General features: G+C 64.8%; 17 protein-coding genes. 8 read left to right on the top strand and 9 right to left on the bottom strand.

All coding sequences use genetic code 11. The features are described from left to right. Positions 1-5: 5 nt before the first annotated feature. The 5 genes from rpsE to ACWDTF_RS21365 form a co-directional block, all read right to left on the bottom strand. A complete protein-coding gene (gene rpsE, locus ACWDTF_RS21385) occupies positions 6-653 on the bottom strand; it encodes a 30S ribosomal protein S5 (RefSeq protein ID WP_240860218.1) in 648 nt (215 codons plus the stop codon). A gap of 46 nt (positions 654-699) precedes the next feature. Further along, positions 700-1,104 carry a 50S ribosomal protein L18 gene (rplR, locus tag ACWDTF_RS21380; protein ID WP_240860221.1) on the bottom strand — a complete coding sequence of 135 codons (405 nt, stop codon included), beginning with the start codon at positions 1,102-1,104 and terminating at the stop codon, positions 700-702. Between the two features lie 3 nt (positions 1,105-1,107). Further along, the gene (gene rplF, locus ACWDTF_RS21375; protein ID WP_240860223.1) at positions 1,108-1,644 is read right to left on the bottom strand and encodes a 50S ribosomal protein L6; all 537 of its coding nucleotides are present in this window, start codon (positions 1,642-1,644) and stop codon (positions 1,108-1,110) included. Between the two features lie 17 nt (positions 1,645-1,661). Continuing rightward, a complete protein-coding gene (rpsH, locus tag ACWDTF_RS21370; RefSeq protein WP_010842213.1) occupies positions 1,662-2,060 on the bottom strand; it encodes a 30S ribosomal protein S8 in 399 nt (132 codons plus the stop codon). A 592-nt stretch (positions 2,061-2,652) separates the two neighbouring features. Continuing rightward, positions 2,653-3,294: a hypothetical protein gene (locus ACWDTF_RS21365; protein WP_449755054.1), complete on the bottom strand. Its 642-nt coding sequence runs from the start codon at positions 3,292-3,294 to the stop codon at positions 2,653-2,655. A 127-nt stretch (positions 3,295-3,421) separates the two neighbouring features. Here ACWDTF_RS21365 and ACWDTF_RS21360 point away from each other — a divergent pair, with 127 nt between their 5' ends. From ACWDTF_RS21360 to ACWDTF_RS21325, 8 genes are all read left to right on the top strand, one after another. Beyond that, on the top strand, positions 3,422-4,183 hold the full coding sequence (locus ACWDTF_RS21360) for a DUF2127 domain-containing protein (protein WP_240860226.1): 762 nt from the start codon (positions 3,422-3,424) through the stop codon (positions 4,181-4,183). A 43-nt stretch (positions 4,184-4,226) separates the two neighbouring features. Continuing rightward, positions 4,227-4,559: a cupin domain-containing protein gene (locus tag ACWDTF_RS21355; protein ID WP_240860227.1), complete on the top strand. Its 333-nt coding sequence runs from the start codon at positions 4,227-4,229 to the stop codon at positions 4,557-4,559. Between the two features lie 177 nt (positions 4,560-4,736). Beyond that, positions 4,737-5,810 (top strand): endonuclease domain-containing protein, encoded by a 1,074-nt coding sequence (locus ACWDTF_RS21350; RefSeq protein ID WP_240860230.1) that lies wholly within the window; start codon positions 4,737-4,739, stop codon positions 5,808-5,810. Further along, a complete protein-coding gene (locus ACWDTF_RS21345; protein ID WP_355277779.1) occupies positions 5,792-6,430 on the top strand; it encodes a MarR family transcriptional regulator in 639 nt (212 codons plus the stop codon). The genes ACWDTF_RS21350 and ACWDTF_RS21345 overlap by 19 nt, the downstream gene beginning before the upstream one ends. After that, complete coding sequence (locus ACWDTF_RS21340; RefSeq protein ID WP_449755035.1) at positions 6,430-9,564, top strand: helicase HerA domain-containing protein; 3,135 nt, start codon at positions 6,430-6,432, stop codon at positions 9,562-9,564. The genes ACWDTF_RS21345 and ACWDTF_RS21340 overlap by 1 nt, the downstream gene beginning before the upstream one ends. Positions 9,565-9,592: 28 nt before the next feature. Beyond that, a complete protein-coding gene (locus ACWDTF_RS21335) occupies positions 9,593-10,651 on the top strand; it encodes a PQQ-dependent sugar dehydrogenase (protein ID WP_449755034.1) in 1,059 nt (352 codons plus the stop codon). Positions 10,652-10,708: 57 nt separating this feature from the next. Next, positions 10,709-11,284, top strand: coding sequence for a DUF4262 domain-containing protein (locus ACWDTF_RS21330; RefSeq protein ID WP_240860238.1), 576 nt, complete (start codon positions 10,709-10,711; stop codon positions 11,282-11,284). A gap of 218 nt (positions 11,285-11,502) precedes the next feature. After that, positions 11,503-14,001, top strand: a complete 2,499-nt coding sequence (locus ACWDTF_RS21325; protein WP_449755033.1) for an Ig-like domain-containing protein — start codon at positions 11,503-11,505, stop codon at positions 13,999-14,001. Between the two features lie 718 nt (positions 14,002-14,719). On the opposite strand, the gene ACWDTF_RS21320 is transcribed toward ACWDTF_RS21325, so the two are convergent. From ACWDTF_RS21320 to ACWDTF_RS21305, 4 genes are all read right to left on the bottom strand, one after another. Continuing rightward, complete coding sequence (locus tag ACWDTF_RS21320; RefSeq protein ID WP_449755032.1) at positions 14,720-15,379, bottom strand: hypothetical protein; 660 nt, start codon at positions 15,377-15,379, stop codon at positions 14,720-14,722. Positions 15,380-15,533: 154 nt separating this feature from the next. Further along, positions 15,534-16,130, bottom strand: coding sequence for an SMI1/KNR4 family protein (locus tag ACWDTF_RS21315; protein ID WP_355277793.1), 597 nt, complete (start codon positions 16,128-16,130; stop codon positions 15,534-15,536). Positions 16,131-16,134: 4 nt separating this feature from the next. Further along, positions 16,135-17,730, bottom strand: a complete 1,596-nt coding sequence (locus ACWDTF_RS21310) for a hypothetical protein (protein ID WP_433256103.1) — start codon at positions 17,728-17,730, stop codon at positions 16,135-16,137. Then, on the bottom strand, positions 17,727-17,873 hold the full coding sequence (locus tag ACWDTF_RS21305; RefSeq protein WP_449755031.1) for an MspA family porin: 147 nt from the start codon (positions 17,871-17,873) through the stop codon (positions 17,727-17,729). The genes ACWDTF_RS21310 and ACWDTF_RS21305 overlap by 4 nt, the downstream gene beginning before the upstream one ends. Positions 17,874-17,941 lie beyond the last annotated feature (68 nt).

Raw genomic sequence — 17,941 nt, 5'->3', positions numbered from 1 at the left:
GGCTATCAGACTCCCTGGCCGGCCCGTGCGCGGAGCATACCGGCGGGCGCGACGTCTTCGATCGGGAGACCGCGGCGGGCCGCGACCTCTTCGGGACGCTGCAGCATCTTGAGCGCCGCAACGGTGGCGTGGACGACGTTGATCGCGTTGTCGCTGCCGAGGCTCTTGGCGAGGACGTCGTGGACGCCCGCGCACTCGAGCACCGCGCGAACCGCGCCACCGGCGATGACACCGGTACCGGGGCTGGCGGGGCGAAGCATCACGACACCGGCCGCGGCCTCACCCTGAACCGGGTGGGTCACGGTGCCGCCGATGAGCGGCACGCGGAAGAAGTTCTTGCGAGCCTCTTCGACGCCCTTCTGGATGGCCGCAGGAACTTCCTTGGCCTTGCCGTAGCCGACGCCGACCATGCCCTGACCGTCGCCGACCACCACGAGAGCGGTGAAGGAGAAGCGACGACCACCCTTGACCACCTTCGAGACGCGGTTGATGGTGACAACGCGCTCGAGCTGGTTGCGGTCCTGGTCGCGGTCGCGGCCACCACGGTCGTCGCGACGTCCGCGACCACCGCGACGGTCGTTGCCGCCTGCGTTCGGGTTGTTGTTGTCGTTACCGGCGGGTCCGTTTCCGCCGTCACGCTGACGTCCGGGCATCAGAGGTTCCCTCCGGTCATGTTGGTGTAGCTGTAGAAATTGGTCATCAGAACTGCAGGCCTCCCTCGCGGGCGGCGTCGGCGAGCGCGGCGATCCGGCCGTGGTAGTCCTTGCCACCACGGTCGAACACGACGGCGTCGACGCCGGCGGCCTTGGCACGGCTGGCGATCAACTCGCCGACCTTGGCGGCCTGGGCGGACTTGTCGCCACCCGCGGCACGCACGTCGGCCTCGATCGAGCTGGCCGCGGCCAGCGTCTTGCCGGCGAGGTCGTCGATGAGCTGGACGTGGATGTGACGGCTGCTGCGCTTCACGGCCAGGCGCGGACGCTCGGCGGTGCCGCTGACCTTCTTGCGCAGGCGGAAGTGACGGTTGACGGTCGCCGTACGACGACGAGTCGACACGTCCTTGCCGAGCGGCTTACGGACCTTTTTGGTTGCTGTATCACTCATGGCTTACTTACCCGTCTTTCCGACCTTGCGACGGATCTGCTCACCCTCGTAGCGAATGCCCTTGCCCTTGTAGGGGTCCGGACGACGCAGGCGGCGGATGTTCGCCGAGATCTGGCCGACTTGCTGCTTGTCGATACCCGAGACCGAGAACTTGGTCGGGGACTCCACGGCGAAGGTGATGCCTTCGGGAGCCTCGATCGGCACGGGATGGCTGTAACCGAGCGCGAACTCGAGGTCGCGACCCTTGGCCTGCACGCGGTAGCCCACGCCGAAGATCTCCATCTTCGTGGTGTAGCCCTGCGTGACGCCCACGACCAGGTTGTTGATCAGCGAGCGGGACAGGCCGTGCAGTGCGCGGCTGCGACGCTCGTCGTCGGGCCGGGTCACCACGATCGAGTTGTCCTCGGTGGCGACGGCGATGGGCTCGGACACGGTGAGCGCGAGCTCACCCTTGGGGCCCTTGACCTTCACGTTCTGGCCGTCGACGGTGACGTCGACGCCGGAAGGGATCTGAATGGGGTTCTTACCGATACGCGACATTGTCTTTTACCCCTCCCTCACCAGACGTAGGCGAGGACTTCGCCGCCCACGCCCTGGTTGGCTGCCTGACGATCGGTGAGCAGACCCGAGGACGTGGAGATGATCGCCACGCCGAGGCCGCCGAGCACCTTGGGCAGATTGGTGGACTTTGCATACACCCGCAGGCCCGGCTTGGAGACGCGGCGCAGTCCGGCGATGGAGCGCTCACGGCTGGGGCCGTACTTGAGGGAAACGACGAGGCTCTTGCCGACCTCCGCGTCTTCGGTGCGGTAGTCGGTGATGTAGCCCTCGCGCTTGAGGATCTCGGCGATGTTCACCTTGATCTTCGACGACGGGAGTGTCACCTCGTCGTGGTACGCCGAGTTGGCGTTGCGCAGACGTGTCAAGAAGTCTGCGATCGGGTCAGTCATGGTCATGGTTGACCGTCAACCTTTCTCGTAGCGGTTCCCATACAGCGCCTGTCGCGGGAAAATGATCCCTGACCTGCGGTGGGCCTTCCACGAAGTGGATAGTTGTTTCTGAAGGTTCTCGCCGCCGATGCCCTTGGCTTTTCGCCGGCACCGGAGACTATTCAGTTGTGTGCCAGCACCTGAAGTGCACAGGCAACCGCTCTAGTGTAGGGAATTTGCTGGCCAGACCCAAATCGCTGCCGCAGAGGTTGCATCTTGCCGCGCCTGGCGCGTCAAACTGCAACTTCTGTTGTCGCGGTGCGCACCCGGGCCGCGGAGCGTGGCGCGGCGACGATGATCCACGAAAAATAGGGGAAGAAACTCGTCCCCTATCCCTCGAGTCCTCCCCGCGAATTTTCTCGCGGACGACTCAACAAGCAGGGGCAGAAAGTAGGGGAAGAACCTTCCCCTACTTTCAGTGGCCCGGCGCCTCGCTGACGTGGCCTGTTCGCCTGCCCTTCGAGGCATCCCTCGGCCGGCGCCTCGGGCACCTCAGCGAGCGGTGGGGTGGTGGACGCTTATGTGCAGGCCAGAGCGCTGGTCACCGAACTTCTGCGGATCAGAGTGCGACGTCGAAACGCGACGTCGGCACGACGTCGAGGTTTCGCTCCGCGCCGAACCGGACGACACTCTCCAGCATCGCCGTCATACGACGCTCGAGTTCGGCTTGGTCTCCCCCGCTGCCGTAGAACGCGTGGACGTCGGACACCGCCGCCATCGGGAACAGTTCTTCGACGATTGCGTCGACGGTCGGCGCATCGGGTGTGAGCGGACGGTCGACGACATTCTGGTAGTACCCGAACGTCGCCTGGGTGTCGATCGCGACCTGTGTGTGATCGTCGAGCCAGATGTGCAGCCACTCGTCGCGGGTCAGTTCGTCGGGCCGCCGGAGGAACGCGATGTTGCTCAGCGCGTCGATGCGCGAACCGTCGGCCGGCAACAACGGATCGAGCGGGGCACGTTCGGTGACCTCCCAGGCGGCGACGCGGTCGCCCATCGGTGCGAGGTCGGCGATCGCAGCATCGAGGTCGTCGGTCCAGATACTCACCACCGCGTCGATCGGCGGGTCGAGTTCACTGATCCGCATCGCGCCGTCGACCGCGTCGTCGGAGATGTTGACCTGAACTCGATGCGCGTTGCGGACAGCGTCGGGCACCGCGGCTACCAGATCCACTCGCGGACCCCATATTGCCGCCATCATCTTGTGCGTCACGGTCGCGACGCTAACCGGCGCCGACGGCCGGCACACCCGAATCACCGTTGACCGTGCAGTCAGTTGGACGACGACCCCGTGCCGAGAAGCCCGGAAGGCACCTACGCTGCATGACGTGAACTGGGAACTGTTCTCCTGCGGGCTACGCGGACACGAGACCTACGCGCCCGACGAGGCAGCGCTGAGCGCACGGCTCCACGTCGAGACCCCCGCCGGCGATTCATGGCGCTGCCTGCGATGCGGCGCGTTTGTCCCCGGCGATCCTCGTCGTAGCGGCCCCGCCGACCACGCGCCCGAGGTACCGCGCGGCCGACTGCTCCGTGACCTCATCATCATGCGACTGCTCGCCGCCGAGCGCGCCATCCGCGGACTGTTCCTCCTCGCCGCCGGCATCGTGGTCATCTCGCTACGACACAGCCAGGATTCCATCCGGTCGAAATTCGAGGCCGAGATGCCGCTGCTTCGTCCCATCGCCGACCAGATCGGTTGGAACATCGACGATTCCAAAGTCGTCGAATGGATCGAGCGATCGTTCACCCTGTCGTCGACGACGATCGTGTGGATCGGCATCGCACTCATCGCCTATGCCGCAACTCAATTCATCGAGGCAGGCGGGCTGTGGTTCATGCGACGGTGGGGTGAGTACTTCGCCGTGGTCGTCACCAGCCTGTTCCTGCCGATCGAGATCTACGAACTCACCGAACGCGTGACCATCGTCCGCATCCTGCTGCTGGCAGTCAACATCGCCGCCGTCGTGTGGTTGATCTGGAGCAAACGCCTCTTCGGCGTGCGCGGCGGCGGAGACGCGTACCACGCTGAACACCACGCCGAGAGCCTGCTGACGGTCGAGCGGGCGGCGGTGGTCGAGGAAGGTTGACGATTCCCGTATCCGTCGGCGCGTCTGGTGGAAGGCTGGACGCATGCAGACGACGCGACTACCCGACCTGGTCGATCAACTGATCGCGACCGCGCGCGAAGCGCACAGCGGGCGCGCCGCGCACACCCTGCACGGCAATTCGGCCCATCACCTCCGGCAGACGGTCATCGCCCTGACCGCCGGCAACTCCCTCTCCGACCATGAGAGCACCCACGAGGCGTCGCTTCAGGTCCTGCGTGGCCGCGTCACCCTCACCACCACCGCCGACCTCGACTGGATCGGAGTCGCCGGCGACCTCGTGATCGTCCCGAACTCGCGTCAAGGCCTTGTCGCACAGGATGATTCGGCTGTTCTGCTGACTGTGCTGACTGGCTGACCGGCCCGCCGCCACGCTGGTACCTCGGGAGGCGCCAACGATATCGTGTCTGACCCGGCCGGTTCGGTCGAACTCGGTCCGGTCGGTCCGCCACGGATCGCGGGAAGCTTCGTTGGACTCTGAGCCGGTTGCTCCACCCGAGCCGATGTCCGAGTCTGCGGCTATATTCAGTCACCGATGAACGTGGTCTCGTCGGCGCAGGTCGCCCCAGCTCTACGCCCGGGACATGTCCTGCGCATCGCTGACATCGATGCAGACGGGCTCGATCTTCTCGTCGACGCTGTCTCCGAGGACCTACCGGTGATCCTCGACTATCGAGGGCCCGACCACCGCAGCGCTCGTCAAGTGGTGTCGGAAGTACTCTGCGCACTCGAGGACATCCTTGTCGGCCTGTTCCCCGGTTGGCTGCCCGACAGCGACACCGCGACGCTGATGGATGTTGCCGACGCCGACGAACGCGCGCGTCACCTGTGCTCGACGACCGGCCTGCCGACCTCGATCATCGTCGAGTTGGCGCGGGCCGCCGCCGCGGGTCGTCGGCCGCCGCAACGCGCGGCACTCGAGGTGCGAGCCGATGGTCTGATGCGGCTGCTCCGGCACACCTACGGCCGACCCGACGTCGTTCTCGCCGTCCGCGCGGACTCTGATCTCACCGCCCTCGCACAGTCCGCGGCAGCCACCGCCTGCGAATGGCTGGCCGAGCACGGAGGTCTGACCGTGTGGCTCACCGCGGACGCCCTGCCCACGGTCACCCGAATTCCGTTGATCCGGCTCGGTGGCGGCCACCTGCCGGTCGGCGACTCGGGTGCGATGAAGCCTGAGCCCGCCGCTCCCGTGCTCACGGTGTCCCGTCGCCCGGGCTCGCCCGCTCCGCACAGTATCGCCGAACAGTCGTTGGAACGTGCGCTCTCGCGACAGCCGTGGGCTCACCAACGGCGATGGAACAGAAGTCCGGCGCTCGATGATCCGTTGGCGCCCACGGTGATCGTGGATCTCCTGTGGATGGCACAGCGCCTGGTGGTCGAGGTCGATGGGCCCGATCACCGCCGCCCGGACAAATACACCCGAGACCGCATCCGCGACAACATGCTCCAACGAAGCGGTCACCTTGTGCTGCGCTACACCAACGAGCAGGTCCTCGAATCCATCGATCAGGTCGTCGACGAGATACGTCTCGTCCTCGGCCAACGGACCGACCCTATGACCTCACCATCAACCGAGGAGCATCCGACGTGGAACACCCGCAACTGACGCCGACACTGAGCGCGATCCTTTTCGTGCTCATGGCCGAGTCGCGTGAGATCGCCAACCCGGATCTCTCGAAGATCGGACCGTCGCTCGACAAACGCGGACGTGACACCCTGCTGCGCCACGGCCTGATCGAATCGAGGAAAGGTGCGCGCAACGCGTGGTATCACGCCCTGACCGACCGCGGATGGGCCTGGTGTGCAACTGAACTCATGGCGAGCCCACCCAACAGGTCGCTGCCGCCGTACCGGGCGTTGTACTCGGTACTCGCCGGCATCGGACGGTACCTCGCAGACGAGGATCTCCGACTGCATGAGCTGTTCGGTCGCCCCCGGCCAGATGAATCAGCCAAGTGCTCAACCGCCGACCCATCTCAGCGTTTCGTTGCGGCCTACCATTCGCTGGCAACCCATCCCGGGGAGTTCGTCGAGATCGCCAAGCTTCGCACCGCCGCCGGAATCGAACCGGAGGCCTTCGACGACGCCGCGATCCAACTACAGCGTCGTGCGGGCGTGAGCCTCATCCCGCAAGAGGATCAGGCATTGCTGACCGACATCGACCGTGCCACCGCGGTCCTGGTCGGCACCCAACGATGCCATCTGTTCGCCATCGAGGAGGTCTGATGGACAACGGAATTCGCCGCGCGCTTGAAGCCATCCGACTCGATTGGGCCGACACTCCCGACGACGTCTGGGGCGCCGCTGCGCCATATCACGTCGGCGGTCTCCATGAGGCCACCCTGGAAGAGATCCTGCGTGCGTTCGAAGACGCGCGGAGATCGGTCGCGGGCAGCCCGATCGGGGTTGCCGTTCGTGGTCCGGCAGGTTCGGGAAAGACGCACCTGCTCGGCCAGGTGCGCGAGCGTGTGCATACCGATGGCGGCTACTTCTTCCTGGTGAAACTCCTTGACGGAAGCGACTTCTGGAAATCCGTGGTCATCGCCATCCTCGAAGACCTGAGCCGTCCGACGCCGACGCATCGATCTCAGCTCAACCAGTTACTCGATAGGCTGGCACGCGATGCCGAGGTCGGCGAGGCCACCCGTCGTGCCGTGACAGGCAGTGCGCAGTTGACTCCCGACACCCTCGACGACTTCGTCCACGGCGTCTACACCCGGCACTCCCGGCATCGGCGGCGCTCGCAACACATTCTGCGTGCGCTGGTGCTGCTGGAATCCGACGACTTTGCCACCAAGGACCTGGGTGAGGCCTTCCTGCACCTCGACGTCGACGACGTCGACGAATTGGCTGAATGGGGAATTCGCAACGCACGTCTCGGCTATCAGGAGATCGCCGAGAACATCTCGCGGATCGTCGCTTTCGACGACGCCGCAGTCCTCGCCATCGACCAGATCGACACCTTGATCGAAGCGGGCAAGTCCGCACTGCCCGGAGAAGAGAGCATCGTCGAGAAGGTCGCGCACGGGCTGATGCAATTGCGCGACACCATGAGTCGCACCGTCTCGGTCGTCTCGTCGATCACCGCCGCATGGGAGTACCTCGAAAGTCACGTGATGCGATCGGCCATCGATCGCTTCCGCTTGCCGCCGACCCTGCAGCGTCCCACCGATACCGAATTCGGGCGACTGCTCCTCACGAAGCGATTCACCCCGTGTTTCGACGCCATCGGTTTCACTCCGCCGTTTCCGACCTGGCCGGTGACAGACACCGCCTTGACCGAGACCGACAAGTACACGCCACGCGAGCTGATGATGTCGGTGGATCGACAGATCGCCGGCCAACTTCGCGCGGACAATTTCAGCGAGATCACCTCGCTCGCAGGCGCCGTCACGACGTCGACCGATCAGATCGAAGAGCCCCTCGTCACCAAGCCTCCTACGGATGATGTTCTCGGACAGCTCGATCGGCGCTATGCCGAGCTGATCAAGACCGTCGACCCGGCACCAGCACTTGCCGGTGAATCCGAGGATCATGTGGTACCGCCGATTCTGCAGGCGGGTCTCGCCGCATGGATCGAAGCCCTGCCGGACGATACCGGCGGCTGGCATCTGGACGCGAAGCCGAGCCCGAAAGCAGTGTTGCACGCACGCATCAAGCAAGTCATCGACCCCCATCGCGACATCGAACAGTCCTGGAGCTTCCGGGCAATCGCGGCCACGAATGCCCGCGCCGTACAGACGCGACTGCAGAACGCCACCAATCAAGCCGGTTTGAGTCTGGGAGGAATCGCGCGGACCCTCGTCATCCTTCGGAGAGAGGCGTGGCCGAGCGGACCCAAGACCGCGTCGATGGTCAACGAACTCGATTCGCGCGGTGGGCTCGTGGTCGCATGGTCGCAGGACGACATCCGTGCCCTGATGGCATTGGCTCAGCTGCGGTCGGAGCGGTCGCCACATCTTCACGAATGGATTGTCGCTCGACGTCCGGTCGACGACATCAAGAGTCTTGCAACTGTACTCACGGCGGCAAGCGAATCGACGTCGACGCGGACCACCGACACCGAACAGGACGTCGGCACATCCGAGGCAGAGAGCGAGAAAACGTCGTCGGGAGAGGCGACGAGCGATTCGATCGTCCTGGGCCGCGGGACTGCTGGGGACAGTGTCGTGCTGCCCCTGGCCGCCATGCGCAAACACACCGCAATCTTCGCCGGCTCCGGGTCGGGCAAGACCGTCCTCATTCGTCGAATCGTGGAAGAGGCGGCGCTTCATGGCGTCTCGTCGATAGTACTCGACATCAACAACGACCTGGCCCGCTTGGGTGTGCCGTGGTCTGACGGCGCTGCGCGACAGTGGGCGCCCGGCGACCGTGAACTCGCGCACCGGTACTTTGCCGACACCGAGGTGGCGGTATTCACACCTGGTCGAAACAACGGTCGCCCGTTGAGTTTCCGCCCACTGCCCGACTTCTCGGCCATCGCGGGCGACAGCGACGAGTTCGATGCTGCTGTTGACGCGGCGGTCGCCGCCATCGCACCAAGAGCGCGAATAGCGGGCCGAACTGCGAAGGCAACTCGATCGGAAGCCGTACTGCGACAAGCGATGAACGCATTCGGACGACGAGGTGGTGGCAGTCTCGAGTCGTTCATCGCCATGCTGTCGGAACTGCCGGAGAATGTGAGCACGCTGGCCGAGGCGCCCAAGCTCGCCGTCGATCTGGCCGAGAACCTGAAGGCATCCATGGCAAACGACCCCGTCTTCGGCGGCGATGCCGCACCGGCGGATCCCGGTTACCTACTGACGCCAACACCCGGATTTCGGGCCCGTATCTCTGTCATCAACCTCGCCGGGCTCGGAACCGGCGATCGCGCAGCAAGTTTCGTCAACCAGCTGCAGATGGCCCTGTTCGCCTGGATCCGCAAGAACCCGGCTACCGACCGACCACTGGGCGGCCTCCTGGTCATGGACGAAGCACAGAACTTTGCACCTGCGCCGGGCACAACGGCGGCCACGCAGAGCACACTCGCACTCGCCTCACAAGCGCGCAAGTACGGGCTCGGCTTGATCTTCGCGACGCAGTCCCCGACCGGAATCCACAACCGGATCAGCGGCAATGCGTCAACCCAGTTCTTCGGGCTGCTCAATCATCCGACCCAGGTTGCCGCGGCCAAGGAGCTCGCGTCACGCAAGGGCAGCAATGTCTCCGACGTCGGACGTCTGCCAACCGGCACCTTCTACAGCGCGATCGACGGCGGTCCGTTCGTGAAGGTCGAGACTCCACTCTGCCTTTCCTACCACCCGCAGAGTCCGCCGACCGAAGACGAGGTCATCGAGATCGCCAGACGATCGGCGCGGTGAACACCGCCGATTACGGCATGCTGGAGCCATGGCCATCGATCGGCGCACGTTCCTGACCGCGACGGCTCTGGGCGGTGTCGGGTTGGTCGCCGGGTGCGCGCAGTCGGATCAGCAGGCACCACCCACGACTCCGCCGTCGGGCATCACGACGATCGCCGACGGCCTCAACGTCCCGTGGGCCATGGCGTTCCTCGCGGGCGGTGACGCCTTGGTGACCCAGCGTGACGACGCCGCGATCGTCCGCGTCTCCCCGACCGGTCAGGTCACCACGATCGGCGATGTCGCCGGGGTGGCGCCGCGCGGTGAGGGCGGGTTGCAGGGCATCGCACTGGCCCCCGGTGACGAGTCCGGGGTGTACGTCTACTACACGACCGCCTCCGACAACCGCGTCGCACGAATGGATTTCGACGGCCGACGGCTCGGGCCGCCACAACCGCTGCTGACCGGTTTGGACACGGCTCCCAATCACCACGGTGGTGCGCTGCTGTTCGACACGGCCGGGAGCCTGTTCGTCGCGGTCGGGGATGCCGCGCAACCGGACGTCGCCCAGGACGTGCGGCTGCTCAACGGGAAGATCCTGCGGATCGACCGCGCCGGCCGTCCATGGCCCGGCAACCCGTTCGGTAATGCCGTCTACTCGTACGGACACCGCAACGTCGAGGGCTTGGCCTTCGACAGTGCGGGCCGACTGTGGGCGACCGAGTTCGGACAGAACGAGCGCGACGAGCTCAATCTGATCGTGCGGGGCCGCAACTACGGTTGGCCGATCCACGAGGGCGAATCCGACGACCCCGCCTACGTCGCACCTCAGGTGACCTGGTCGACCGACGAGGCGTCGCCGGCAGGTCTGGCGATTGTCGGCGACACGGCCTATGTTGCTGCGCTGCGCGGACGACGGCTGTGGACGGTCCCCCTGCGCGACGGTCGGGCGGGATCAACGTCGTCGCGCTTCGACGGTGAGCTCGGACGTCTGCGCGCGGTCGAGGCGGCGCCCGACGGCAGTCTGTGGATCTCGACCAGCAATACGGACGGTCGGGGTGCACCGGCCGCCAACGACGACCGCATCCTGCGGGTTCCGATCGGCTGAGCGTTTCTGTCGGACCCCCGTGTTGTCATGGGATCACCTTCGAACAAAGGAGCGACCATGTCGGATCACGCGTCGGCCATCCGCGGACTACCCCGCTGGCATCCCAACCCGCACATCCGGTCGGCGATCGAGACCATTCGCAGGGACGGCTGGCAGGTCACCGCCGTCGACGCCGGTCGCGAGTGCCCGTTCGCCTACACCGCGGGCATGGTCCTGCACGACATACCCGACCTCGCCGTGTACGGGCTCGATCCGCAGACCGGACCCGCACTGCTGAACGAGTTGGCCGATCTGCTCCACCAACACGATTGGCGCACCCTTGTGTGCGCTCGTGCCGAGATCAGCACAGGCGCCTTCTACGACCCGGTCCGGCTGATCGAGATCATCGACAAGGACGATCTGCTGATGGCGAACCTGCTCTTCCCCGACACCCCGGCCCTGCAGGTCGTCTGGCCCGACGAGAACGGCCACTATCCCTGGCACGACGAGTACACGCTCCTGCCCCTGCATCAACCGGTCAAGGGAATCGACGACGCGGGTGACCCCTACCTACGTCCCCCACGTGTCATCACCCCGTCGAGCGGACTCGACCGCACTCTTCCCCGAAAAGCGCGGCGGATGAACGGGCACTGAGGTCTCGCGCTCGTTACCCACAGCCCCAGGTCCGGAGTGTCCATCGGCTCCCTGGGGTGCGAGGAGCCCCAACCGCTCCCTGAGGCGCGAGGAAGGGGGACGACTAGGTAGTCCCACCTCAGGTTCAGGTAGTCGAGTGCTATACCGCCCTGACGTCATCGACGGCAGCGTGAGAGGAGTACCCACGCCGAGACCCGCGTCCGCAGGAGGAACCGACGATGACGAGTCGCAAGAACCGGGCCAGAATCCTCGCCATCGCCGCCGGCATGAGCATCCTGCTCTATGGCGGCAGTCCTGCGTACGCGGAGCCCTCCGACTCGGACGGCGGGTCGGCGAATTCGTCCGAGTCGACCGACAACGACAACGATTCCGACTCCGACGACGACTCGGACGGCGACGCGGATGATGCCGGCGCCGGCTCGGAAAGCACGGACGAGAACGCCGACGTGAACACGGAGCCCGACGCTTCCGACACCGACACAACCGGCGGCCCCGGCGTCACCCCGGACACCAGCGAGAACACAGACAACACCGATCCCCCACCACAACCCGAACCGGCACCCGACCCCGCGCCGACCAACACCGTCGCGCCCGACACCACCTCCACCCCTGCGGGCAACGGCACACCCAACGGCGTCCCGGCCCCCGTTGGCACTCCCGACATCGATGTCGCGGGACCGCCGACCCCCGACAACACCCAGCGTCCACCAAGCCCCGATCACGACACCCAGAACGAACGAACAACGGCTCGAGCCGTACCGGGCACACCGGCCGATCGCGCAGGCACCCCGCCCGTCGCGACCGGCACGCCGTTGGCTGCCACCGCCACCCTTGCGGCGTCGGAGACCACGCCGACGATCACCGCCCCACCACCGACCACCCTCGCTGCCGCGACGCCGCTCGAACCTCGGACCACCGCACTCGGATTCCTCGCTCTCTTCGGACTTCCCCTCCTCGGCGGCAACGGCAGCGCCCCGGCGTCGCGCCCGGCGTCGTGGACGTTGCTCTGGTGGGTGCGGCGCACACAAAGCCTGCTGGACAACAAGACCCCGACCGCCGGCGACTGGACCAGCCACTACGACGAGGAGTCGGGGACCGCGACCGGCCAGATCGGTGTCACCGACGCCGACGGGGACCGCCTCGTCTATTCGACGCCGACGACCACCACGCAAGGCGGCACGGTCGTCATCGATCAGGCAACCGGCAACTACACCTACAAGCCGAGTGACGCTCTTCGCGAATCCGGTGGTACCGACACCTTCACCGTCACCGCGTCTGACGAGTCCTCATTCCACATCCATGGATTGGCAGGACTTTTCGGCGAGGACCGGCACTCGACCACCACGACCATCACCGTCACCGTTCCCGCTGCCAACCAGCCGCCGACCCTCACCGCGTCACCGCCCAGCGCACCTGCGAGCTTCACCGGCGCCGTGAGCGGACAACTCACCTTCATCGATCGCGACGATGACCAACCGACCTACACCGTCACCGGCGACGACGTCACCCAAGACGGAGACACCTACACCAGCCCCAAGGGAACACTCGTCTTCAACCCCGCCAACGGCGAATACGTTTACACGCCAACGCCGGAAGCACGCGCTGCTGCCGACGAGAACACCACCGATTCCTTCCTGGTGACCGCCGATGACGGCCATGGACATTCGACATCCGTCACGCTGAACCTCCCCGTGAAACCGATAGCAAAGCCGGTGCGGCCCGACCTCCCCGGTGACGCGGTCGGAATCCCCGTTCAGGGGTCCGACGGCGTCATCTATCAGCACAGCCACGACACCGAGACTGACCAGTACTGGGTCAACGTCGTAGAACCCAACGGCACGGTGTCCTCGATATCGTTGCCCGCCAGTCCCTTCGGAAATCCGAACGCCACCGCGACCGGTGGTATCACCCAGGCAAGCCACGACGAAAGCACCGGCACCTACTTCCTCACCGTCGCAGAACCCGGTCAGCAGCCGGTCACGGTGGAACTGTCGGGGCAACCGGTGGGCGCACCGACCATCGTTGTGCACGAGGGCAAGACGGTGATCTATCAGATGACTCGTTCGGCCACCGAATCCGAACCTGAGCCGTTTGCCGTGATGGCTCGCGGATTCGCGCTCTTTGCAGCCGACGCCGGTGACCAGACGTACAGCATCGACGTGGTCGACGGCGACGGCGTCGTGCACACCGTCGAACTCCCCGGCCAACCCGTCGGCCCGCTGACCGTCACCCCCGACGGTGATGCGCGACAGGTTGTTTCGATCTTCGACGACGAATCCGGTGTTACCACGGCCGCGGTGATCGTCGCCCATCCCGATGGCACGTCTGACCAGATTGACCTACCTGGCACAACGTACGGCGATCCGAAGTTCGCAGACGACGGCACGGCGTACGTCGTCTCTACCGATGAGAACGGGGCATTCTCGATCACGACGGTCGACACCGGCGGAGCAGCGCACACCGTCGACCTGCCCGGATTCCTCCTCGGAGACGTGGTCGTCGGGCCGGACGGTACGGCATCGCTGGTCGCAGGCGAGGGCTCCGGAGAAGAAGCCGAGTACTATCTGATCCGCGTCGCACCGGACGGAACGGACAGCGATGTCCTGCTACCCGGAAACTCCGGTGCATCAGCAGTATCGGTCGACGGTAATGGCTCGTATGCAACAACTGTCACGTATCCGACGGATGAAACGCATAGTGGGGACGGCGAGGACTGAATTCCCGCCCCGGCGACTCAGTATGCGAGCCGATACATTTTCACTTCGCGGAGCGGCGAGTACGGTCTCGATTGCGTCGAGAGCCCTCTCGGCGTTCGCATCGAGCCACCCGTAGACAACGTGCGGATCGAGGTAGCCCGAGCCATCCGAGAACAATGCCTGCCCAGACCACGCTGTGCCGAGACCCCGAAGCTCGTCGAGCATCCTGGTGATGCCTTCCAAGCGCAGCTTGCGGTCCTCCGTCGCGAACCAGAAGACGCAGCCGTCGACGTGCACCCGGTGATAACCCGTGGACCGTGTGTAATCGAGCGCGACCATCCCCTGAGTGCCCGCTGTGAGTCTCTTGGGCACACCGTCGACCAGAATGCTTCGATCGACGTGACCGGTCACGGTGATGACGACCGGGCCAGCAGGCACGACAACCGGGACTTCTGTCAACTCAACTTCGGAAGACTTGACAATCACTGACACACGCGGCCCAGTGCAGGAGGCGTTAGCGATCACTCCATCAGGCTACGTCGCCTGCTTGTGGGGCGTTGCGGCACAATACAGAACATTGGGTGTCAGCCCGCTCGGTACAGTTCGCCGACTGCGCTGAGCGGCAGTCAGACACCATAGTCACCGGCTCGCGGTGAAGCACCACGCCGACCGTGGCGTTCCTGGCGAACACCGCGCGAGATCTAACCTCCGGCCTGACGAGAAACACGGACGCCGCCAGTCAGACGGCAGACAACCACTCGCGCAGCATTTCCGGACGCAATCGTGACTCGTACCGAAGATTCGTTCCGCCGTTCAGGGCAATTGCGATCTGCCGCAGTTCTAGAGAACTGCCGAGCCATCCGTTCCGGAGCGCTTCAGCCATCACTGAATTCGTTTCGAGCGCAACGCCATTGCTCCGCAGGTATGTCAGCGCCTGGACCGCCTCGTGCCTCTCACGAGTGTTGAGACTGTGCAGGGGTCTGGTGAGTCCGCGCACGGTAGATTGAATCGGCGCACTAGCGTCCGGTACGGGAGTGATTACATCGCCGCCGAGGTGTTGGACGTCGAACGCTGTGATCCATGGTGAGTGGTCGGCGTCTGTGCCCCAGTCGGTTGGCCCATGGGCGCGGACAGCAACAATCGCGTCGACCCCGGCGACGCTCTCGATGTCCAGAATCCCGGCTACTGGCAAGTCAAATGCGATCACGACACCGCCAGACGGGCGGCTAGGATACTTCGACTTCGCCGACGCGCACACGATCTCGATCTGGGAAGTCATTTCAAGCCACGGGTGATCGACGACGCAGCGACTGTTGGGTACCTGCACTACAACGGTGTCAGTTTCCGCCCAATCGACTGCCATGCCGACCGCATCGAGCAGAGGCTCTTGTTTCTGCACATACGCACGCCTCACCCCCGCACTCTAGAGGCCGCTGCCGACTGCCCCTCTGGTGGGCCACTGTTGGCTCCAAGCGAGTCCCGCGCCCGTACGCTCGCTGCGAAATTAGGAAGCAGCAGGACTTCATCGTCGGCACAACGGACGGGACGACTCCTCAGTCTGTTGCCGTCATGCGAGCGAGTTGCTGTTGGTCATCGTCGATGCACCACGCAAAGTAGGCCTTCAGATCAGGGAAACCCAGTTTGGGGTCGGTACTGGTGGTGTATATCCGTTGAGAGGCTTGGTATCCGGGGGGGATTCCGCAGGCAAGGACTTGCCCACCACTGTCGATCCCTTCGGCGATCGGGTAGAGCCAGCGCCAGTCGTGAAGGCCTTCCGGCACTGGCATATCTCCTATTGGCGTGCATAGTTCCCATGCGGCGTCGCGGTTGCGCATACGCTCTAGCCACGAGCCATGTAACGGCGTCTCGTATATTACGGGCGCGACGGCACCGAGCTGGATTGCGCCGTCGCCGAGATCCTCGACGGGAAAGATCGAGTTGAATCCGTGTTGTTCGGTCCATCCGTTGGTGATCTTCAGGAGTTCTCGATGTTGGTCGGCCAGTCGTGTACCCAGGCGTTCCTCAGCCACTCGAATCTGTTCCTCGGTTGCGGGCTCATTGAGTACAGCTGGATCGTATGGGTAGCCCGCGTCGATGAGCTTCTGGTGCACCTCAAGTTGGGCGCTGATCAGGTCGTGCCAGTCTGGCATGGCGCTACCTTCCGGGACGTGGAATTGGTGCGGGCATGCAAACCTGGTTTGGCCCGTTGACCCATTCTCCGACGACAAACAGGCGCGCACGATATCCAACTGGGTACTTGCCTGCCTGCCCACCGATCGATTGATTGACCGATGATGTCATTGCCATGAATGTATACGCCGTCGCTCCCTGCCAAGTAAGGTCTGGAACGTGCCCGGCTTCATATCCCGGCGGATACTTGTCTGGGTTGGCGCGCCGCTCGGCGCGGCGGAGCTGCCCATCATTTGCCGGACGTGGATCGCCGGTCCGTACAAGATATCCACCAGGGGGAATTACCCTGTTGACGCCGTTTACGTAGTCTCTGACCTGGTTCTGCGACGCAGAAGACAAGTCACCCTGCGGTGGGCAGACCGCCACGACCCCTTCGCAGCGAGGCCCACTCTCGGCAGGGTCACATCGGGTTGTTGTGTCTCGGAAGCGCTTCGGAAAGTTCTGAATCATGTAGTCACGCACGCTGCCACGGATCCGCGTGCATCCTTGTGAGACGAGTTGCTCGCGGGAGCTGCCGAGGTCATTCTGATGTCTCATGCCGTCGTCACCGGAGAGCGTCTGGGCACGCAGTCCACGGATCTCGTCCGGGGTCAGGCCAAGAGGAGCGACCCGGCACCGCGCGAGGGCTTGATCGACGAGCTCTGTCTCTAGAGTCCGGTTGTCGACCGTGGGCCCGTTGCAACTTACCGGGCAGCCCGCGTCGTGGCGAGCGGGGGCGATGATGTCGGCGACCGATGGCAGTTCGCCGCCAGCGGTGCGGAATGTTGCGACGAGGTTCGTTCCAGCACTGCTGAGGTCGAAGGCGCCGGTCTTGGTGAGCAGTGCTGCGCGTTGTCCTGTGGCAGTCACCAACTGCATGGCTGACCCGATACGCTGCCATCGTGTACCTGCCGGGATGGTTGTGGTGAACTCGAAACGTGTTCGGGCGCTGGGGCTGTAGCGGGTGATCTCGATGTCGATCGTGCCGCCCAACCGTCCTGCGCGCATACCGACGTCCGGGATGCGGTCGTGGTAGCGCAACACGATGTCTTGGCCGGGCAGCGTCGTGGGTATGCGCACCAGAATCGACGTCAACGGAATATAGTTCACAGGCCGCGGGCGGGGTGACGGTGTTTCGCTGGGAACCGGGACGATCGGTGTCGGGCCTGCAGTCGGGATATCTGTAGGAGCGTGGCCGGTGATGTTCGGACCCGGCGCCGGGGTTGAGGTCGTGGTGCCAGGGGTGGCGATCGGCGGTGTGGTCGTGGTGGTGGTCGGCGTCGTGGACTGCGGGTCGTGGCACACATACGGCGGATTCGGTGTCGGCGCGTCGTTGACGGTCTTGCCGGGATGCGCTGCGGCCCACGCTTGTTTCCACGCCGCGTTGTAGGCAGCGGTTTCGCGGGCACACCGTTCGGCAGGAGTCTCAGCGGCGGCTGTTGTCGAGTTGCTCAATGCCACCACCGTGACGACTGCCACGCTGACGGCGAGAATGGCAACCACGACCGCAACCCACAGTCGTGGCTGCGTGTCCCGATTCGCCGTCGCGCTCTGTTTGTTCGGCGAGTTCTTGTGCATCACAGCCACATCCTCGCGGAGTAGACGTTCAGGGTGTCATCGGCGGTAGGGCTCGATGCGGAGAACCGCACCACCGTGCGCACCGTGGTCGGCCCGGCGCAACCATCGACAGAAATGTGTGTCAGCGGACATGAAAAACTGCCCATGGGCGGTCACGAAAGTGCCCGCTGACGGCCAATAAGGACTGCCCATGTGCGGTCACGAAAGTGCCCGT

The sequence above is a fragment of the Gordonia sp. NPDC003422 genome, from assembly GCF_053588675.1.
Note: the sequence above shows the minus strand (reverse complement) of the source record. Positions and strands in the feature narration are given on the sequence as shown.

Excerpts from the sequence above, each read along its gene's own strand:
- rpsE (WP_240860218.1), bottom strand. The coding sequence starts at position 653 with ATGCCCGGACGTCAGCGTGACGGCGGAAACGGACCCGCCGGTAACGAC.
- rplR (WP_240860221.1), bottom strand. The coding sequence starts at position 1,104 with ATGAGTGATACAGCAACCAAAAAGGTCCGTAAGCCGCTCGGCAAGGAC.
- rplF (WP_240860223.1), bottom strand. The coding sequence starts at position 1,644 with ATGTCGCGTATCGGTAAGAACCCCATTCAGATCCCTTCCGGCGTCGAC.
- rpsH (WP_010842213.1), bottom strand. The coding sequence starts at position 2,060 with ATGACCATGACTGACCCGATCGCAGACTTCTTGACACGTCTGCGCAAC.
- ACWDTF_RS21365 (WP_449755054.1), bottom strand. The coding sequence starts at position 3,294 with ATGATGGCGGCAATATGGGGTCCGCGAGTGGATCTGGTAGCCGCGGTG.
- ACWDTF_RS21355 (WP_240860227.1), top strand. The coding sequence starts at position 4,227 with ATGCAGACGACGCGACTACCCGACCTGGTCGATCAACTGATCGCGACC.
- ACWDTF_RS21350 (WP_240860230.1), top strand. The coding sequence starts at position 4,737 with ATGAACGTGGTCTCGTCGGCGCAGGTCGCCCCAGCTCTACGCCCGGGA.
- ACWDTF_RS21340 (WP_449755035.1), top strand. The coding sequence starts at position 6,430 with ATGGACAACGGAATTCGCCGCGCGCTTGAAGCCATCCGACTCGATTGG.
- ACWDTF_RS21335 (WP_449755034.1), top strand. The coding sequence starts at position 9,593 with ATGGCCATCGATCGGCGCACGTTCCTGACCGCGACGGCTCTGGGCGGT.
- ACWDTF_RS21330 (WP_240860238.1), top strand. The coding sequence starts at position 10,709 with ATGTCGGATCACGCGTCGGCCATCCGCGGACTACCCCGCTGGCATCCC.
- ACWDTF_RS21325 (WP_449755033.1), top strand. The coding sequence starts at position 11,503 with ATGACGAGTCGCAAGAACCGGGCCAGAATCCTCGCCATCGCCGCCGGC.
- ACWDTF_RS21315 (WP_355277793.1), bottom strand. The coding sequence starts at position 16,130 with ATGCCAGACTGGCACGACCTGATCAGCGCCCAACTTGAGGTGCACCAG.
- ACWDTF_RS21305 (WP_449755031.1), bottom strand. The coding sequence starts at position 17,873 with ATGGGCAGTTTTTCATGTCCGCTGACACACATTTCTGTCGATGGTTGC.